Source organism: Streptomyces pathocidini (assembly GCF_001418495.1).
GTDB lineage: Bacteria > Actinomycetota > Actinomycetes > Streptomycetales > Streptomycetaceae > Streptomyces > Streptomyces pathocidini.
Genome location: NZ_LIQY01000640.1, coordinates 1 through 4,594, shown reverse-complemented (window position 1 = coordinate 4,594; position 4,594 = coordinate 1). Strand labels below are relative to the sequence as shown.

Below are 4,594 nucleotides of genomic sequence, written 5' to 3'. Positions count from 1 at the left end.
GTGGCGGGGCTGAGCCTGGTCGTTTGACGCCGCCCCGCCATCCGGCGGGGTGAACGTATGGGCTGCGCCCGGCAGTTGAGATCCGCCATGCTTGCGGCATGGCGGATCTCCTCGTTGGTGGCGTGCCGGACGCGGTCCTCGCGGAACTCCGCGCGCGAGCCGCGCGGAGAGGGCAGTCGTTGGAGGCGTACGCGCGGGGCGTGCTCGAAGCCGCCACGGTGACCCCGGTGTCCGAGGAGGTCCTGAGGAGGACTGGGCGGTGTGCCACGGCGAGGTTGTCAACCGACGCCGTGCTGGCGGAGGTTGACGCGGGACGGCTCGGCCGGTGACCTGGAGGACCGGCGCGCGGTCTGAGGGGGAGGCGGTGCCATGTTTTATGTGGCGGCGATCGCGCTGCCGTGGTGCTGATCCTGGGTGCTGGAGCCACGGCGCTGGTGCGCCGCGACCGGCGGCGGATCGGTGGCGGTGCCGAGTCCCACCGGATCGGGGAGGCCGCCACGCGCGGCATGCGGGAAGCGCCCCGACGGGCGCGCGCGTACGAGCACTTCAACGACGCGTCGGGTCTGGGCGCGCTACGGGACCGCGGAACCGGCCAGCCCTATTGACCGCCGCCCGCGCCGGGCCGTGGGGTGAGTTCCGCGGCAGCTGCCAGGAGGTCCCTGATGCGGGCGTCTTCCAGCTGCCGCAGGTCGCGGAGCTTGACGTGTCGGGCCCGCTTGCCGGTGCCGTCCAGGAGTTCGCCACCGTCCCGCTCGGCGAGTTCGGCGCCCTTGCTGAACATGAGGTTCACGTGGCTCCGGTGCAGCGCCACCGTCGTGATCAGCCCCTTGTATGTGCCCGGCTGAAAGGTGAAGCCGAGTAGTTTGGCGGCGGTGTCGACTTCCTCGATCGCGCCGGGGATCACATCGCGTACCACTGTCTGAGCCTCGCCGCATCAGGCTTCAGCTCTACGGGGGCGCGCCCCACGAGACGGTGGCTCGCAGCCTTGCCAGTTGTTGCGGGCTGACGGGTGTTGGCGGGCAGTCATCGACGGTCGGGTAGCCGACGGCTGGGAATCAGTTCTGCCAGCCTTCGAGCGAGACGGCTGGCCCTGCGGTCAAGTAGCTGTTGAGGGCACTGGCGGTGGTCGGCACGAACTCCTGCGGGACGGCATCGGTGCTTACCCAGCGGACTTGGGCGTGCTTGTGCGGTTCGACGTTGACCGGGTCGCCGGACCAATCGTGGGTGACGAAGACGACCGTCAGGAAGCCGTTGGGGGCTTCGACACCCCAGGCGCCGTGGATGACGTGGGCGACGCGAAGCGACTTCGGGTCCACGACAAGACCGGTCTCCTCGCGGAGTTCGCGTACGGCGGTTTCCGTGACGGGCTCGCCGGGGTCGCTCTTGCCGACGGGGAGGTCCCATAGCCCTTGGGCGAACTTGGCGTTGGGGCCGCGTTGGAGAAGGAGGACGCGGTTGGTGCTCGTGTCATGGACGATGACTGCGGCCACGAGCAAGGTCATCGACTCGACAGCGGGTTTCAGCGGCTGGGGTGGGGCTGTGGGGTCCGGTTGTGCCACGGCAGTCCCTTCTCCGAGAGGGTTGCTCAGCATGTTAGATCAGCGCCTCGTGGGTGCGGCGAGCGAGTTCGGTGGCACCAGGCACCTTGCGCCGCTGGTACATCGCGAGTGTGGGTCGGATAGACGAGATGGCCTTCCGGGTACGGTCGGATGACATCCCGTTTGCGAGGTCGAGGGCATGGGCCCAGGCTGCGACGGCCTCGTCGGCGCGGGCTTGGGCGGCGAGACTGTCGCCCAGATCGGCGTAGGTGAGCATGTGCACGCGCTTGTATTTTTCCGGATCCCAGCTGCGGAGGGCCGCGCGATGCTGCCGTTCGGTCCCGGCGTGATCGGTGAGGTCCGTCAGAGTGCGGGCTGTGTGACTGGCGACGGTACCTGCTGCAGGACCGCTCACCAGAGAGAATGTGGGTTGCGGCTCATCGGCACGAGCCAGCGCGTTTTCGGCTGCCAGGAGGGCTCGGGCGGCAGACGGCCGCTCGCCGATGACGGCGTGTGCGCGAGCGTGGGTGATGTGCAAGAGGGCTTCGGTTCGGCAGTCGACATGCCCCAGGCCTTGGCTGAGGGCGGCCTCCACGAGCGCGACGCAGTGGTGCGGCTGCTTAAGCGACAGAGCTTGGTGAGCAAGCGTGCGCATCATCCACGCGGCGTGTCCGTGCGGGTCGGATTCGCAGGCCAGCTGGTAGCCGACCAGGTAGTAGCGCTGCGCGGCACCCTCCTGTCCTAGATCGTGGTGCTTCCACCCGGCGAGATAAGCGAGTTCGGCAACGGCGCCGAAAGCCGCCCGGCGGAGGTTGGGGTTCGAGAAGCGGGCCGACAACATGGGAGCGGCGGTATCAGCCAGGTACGCCGTGACTGTGGTCAACCCATGGCCACCACCCAGGAGTTCATCGGCGGCACTGAAAGCAGCAGTGATCTGGCGCACCACGTCGATTTCCTCGTGCCCGACCATCGCCCCCGATTTACGGGCTCGAAGCATGCGGGAGACCGCGTCGTGGTCGTAGTACAGCGGCATTGCGACGGCCGCTGCTGTGAACGCGGCTGTGCTGAGGAAGCGGCGCCTCTCCACGTCGGCGCGGCCGAGGTCGGTGACCGATGCGACGGGATCGTCGCCCAGCGATAGAAGGTCCTCAGAGGACGGCAGCCCGATCTCCGTGAGCGTGATCCAGCGGTTGGAGCGTCGGGACAGCGCCTCGGCGAGATATTGACCCGCGCGTCCTGACGGTCTGGCGCCGTCGACCCAGTGGGCGACCGCTGACTTGTTGGTCCGCAGGACCTCGCCGTTCTCGGCCGCCACTCTGCGGACGGCGCGGGCCAGCGCTTCGTACGTCCAGCCCGTGGCGGCGATGGCATCGCGCAACCGGCCGTTCGGCTCTCTCGCCACCATCGTGAGCCCCCCCGGATCAGAGCTGTGTAAACCGCGTAAACCGCTTTGCCTGCTCATCACGGTACCCACCGTGAGCGACCGGGAGTTCACTAATAGTCAGATCGGCCGTCTCGGTCACATCCCCGGTCCAACCGCAAGGAGCCCCCATGCCCGCAGCGCGATTCGCCATGCCCGCGAACACCTCCGCGGTCGCTCGGGCGAGGCAGCAGGTGCTTGCGACCGTACGGTCATGGGGCGGAGGCCTGGACGGCGAGACCGCCGACACGCTGGAGCTCATCGTCTCCGAGCTGGTGACCAACGCCGTGGTGCACGGTGGTGACGGCAGGGTCGCTGTCGCCCTGTGCCTGGACGGGAACTTGCTACGAGTCTCCGCTTACGACGGTAGTCCCCGACCGCCCTTGTTCCGGGCTGCCAAGGACGACGAGGAGACGGGCCGGGGGCTCGCGTTGGTCGACGCGCTCGCCTTTCGTCATGGCTGGGAGCCGACCCCGCGTGGCAAGCGGTGCTGGGCCGAGCTGGAACTGTCGGAGTCCTCGCCGGTCTTGAACTCCGACGTGTTGACGAGTGGAGGGCTCGCTTCAGGTCAAGCGGCGCCGTGATCGTTTTTCTGCGGACATCGCAGTGCAATGGCGCTCGGAAGTAGGAGTGGAGGGATTCGAACCCTCACGCCCGAGGACACCGGGACTTGAATCCGGCGCGTCTGCCAGTTCCGCCACACTCCTTGGTGCGCTCTCAGTGTGCCACTCTCGGGTGCTGGGGCGCCAGAGAGCGGGTGAGCCATACCACTTCGCCGCGGTCGTCTGTTGAGACGTGGTCGCGCTCGAAGCCGAGCTTTTGCAGGACGCGGAGCGACGGTGTGTTCCAGGGGCGTACGGTCGCCCAGAGCCGCTTTCGCCCGCTGGCGATCGCCGCGTCCAGGACGGCAGAGGCCGCCTCGGTCGCATAGCCCTGACCGTGCCACCGTCGGAACAGCTCGTACGCGATCTCGGGCTCGTCGACGGAAGCGCGACCGACGGTGAGCCCGCAGTACCCGATGAACTCGCCTGTATCGCGGCGGTTGACGACCAACAGGGCAAGTCCCGTCCGTGCCGGTGCGGCGAGTTGGGCCTCGATCACCCTCCGGTTGTCCTCGACGGATGGGATTCCATCGCCCCGTTCGGCGGCGAGCGCGCGATGGTCGTCGGCGTCGGCGTCGGACTCGGCCCACGGACGCGGCACCAGCCGAGTGGTTTCGAGATGGAGCGGCATCGGCGAATAGGGCACAGCGGCAGCCTATCGACGCCACACGCCCCGACGCGTACGTGTGCATCGGCGGCGCCAAGTCCCAGCGCCCTCGCCATCCCCCGCCCCGCTACGCGACAGGGCTTGACAAGTTTATTGGTCTGGACCACGTTGTACGGCAAGCGTCAGCGCAGGGCCTCGCGTGCACCACGTACCACCGCCCAACTCCCCCCACACCGGAGGCAGTCGTGGAACGCGCACGTTCGTATCGCAGGAGCAGGAGCAGGAGCAGGAGCAGGAGCAAGAGGGCGCGGCTGGTCGGCGGGCTACTCGCCGGGCTGGTCACGGCCGGTGGGCTCGTCGGGGTCGGGACGGCGAGTGCCACCGAGGACGCGGCCGCGGCCGTGCCCGCGCATGCGGTGACCGGCTA

7 protein-coding genes and 1 tRNA gene are annotated in these 4,594 nt (G+C 68.5%); 3 read left to right on the top strand and 5 right to left on the bottom strand.

Translation table 11 applies throughout. The features are described from left to right. The first annotated feature begins 98 nt into the window (after window positions 1-98). Both AOK16_RS23925 and AOK16_RS23920 read left to right on the top strand, forming a co-directional pair. Complete coding sequence (locus AOK16_RS23925) at window positions 99-329, top strand: FitA-like ribbon-helix-helix domain-containing protein (protein ID WP_055474197.1); 231 nt, start codon at window positions 99-101, stop codon at window positions 327-329. 69 nt (window positions 330-398) lie between these two features. Then, a complete protein-coding gene (locus AOK16_RS23920; RefSeq protein ID WP_055474196.1) occupies window positions 399-605 on the top strand; it encodes a hypothetical protein in 207 nt (68 codons plus the stop codon). Here AOK16_RS23920 and AOK16_RS23915 read toward each other — a convergent pair. The 3 genes from AOK16_RS23915 to AOK16_RS23905 form a co-directional block, all read right to left on the bottom strand. Then, window positions 599-904, bottom strand: a complete 306-nt coding sequence (locus AOK16_RS23915) for a hypothetical protein (protein ID WP_055474195.1) — start codon at window positions 902-904, stop codon at window positions 599-601. The genes AOK16_RS23920 and AOK16_RS23915 overlap by 7 nt on opposite strands. Before the next feature lie 151 nt (window positions 905-1,055). Beyond that, window positions 1,056-1,592 (bottom strand): NUDIX domain-containing protein, encoded by a 537-nt coding sequence (locus tag AOK16_RS23910; protein WP_079101712.1) that lies wholly within the window; start codon window positions 1,590-1,592, stop codon window positions 1,056-1,058. Window position 1,593: 1 nt separating this feature from the next. Further along, window positions 1,594-2,943 (bottom strand): NsdA family TPR-like regulatory protein, encoded by a 1,350-nt coding sequence (locus AOK16_RS23905; protein ID WP_055474193.1) that lies wholly within the window; start codon window positions 2,941-2,943, stop codon window positions 1,594-1,596. A 146-nt stretch (window positions 2,944-3,089) separates the two neighbouring features. Between AOK16_RS23905 and AOK16_RS23900 the strand changes: the two genes are divergently transcribed. Beyond that, window positions 3,090-3,542 (top strand): ATP-binding protein, encoded by a 453-nt coding sequence (locus AOK16_RS23900; protein WP_079101711.1) that lies wholly within the window; start codon window positions 3,090-3,092, stop codon window positions 3,540-3,542. 41 nt (window positions 3,543-3,583) lie between these two features. Here AOK16_RS23900 and AOK16_RS23895 read toward each other — a convergent pair. Together AOK16_RS23895 and AOK16_RS23890 are read right to left on the bottom strand one after the other, a co-directional pair. Next, a tRNA-Leu gene (locus tag AOK16_RS23895) sits at window positions 3,584-3,665 on the bottom strand. A gap of 10 nt (window positions 3,666-3,675) precedes the next feature. Then, the gene (locus tag AOK16_RS23890; protein WP_055474192.1) at window positions 3,676-4,191 is read right to left on the bottom strand and encodes a GNAT family N-acetyltransferase; all 516 of its coding nucleotides are present in this window, start codon (window positions 4,189-4,191) and stop codon (window positions 3,676-3,678) included. Window positions 4,192-4,594 lie beyond the last annotated feature (403 nt).

Excerpts from the sequence above, each read along its gene's own strand:
- AOK16_RS23910 (WP_079101712.1), bottom strand. The coding sequence starts at position 1,592 with ATGCTGAGCAACCCTCTCGGAGAAGGGACTGCCGTGGCACAACCGGAC.
- AOK16_RS23925 (WP_055474197.1), top strand. The coding sequence starts at position 99 with ATGGCGGATCTCCTCGTTGGTGGCGTGCCGGACGCGGTCCTCGCGGAA.
- AOK16_RS23900 (WP_079101711.1), top strand. The coding sequence starts at position 3,090 with ATGCCCGCAGCGCGATTCGCCATGCCCGCGAACACCTCCGCGGTCGCT.
- AOK16_RS23905 (WP_055474193.1), bottom strand. The coding sequence starts at position 2,943 with ATGGTGGCGAGAGAGCCGAACGGCCGGTTGCGCGATGCCATCGCCGCC.
- AOK16_RS23890 (WP_055474192.1), bottom strand. The coding sequence starts at position 4,191 with ATGCCGCTCCATCTCGAAACCACTCGGCTGGTGCCGCGTCCGTGGGCC.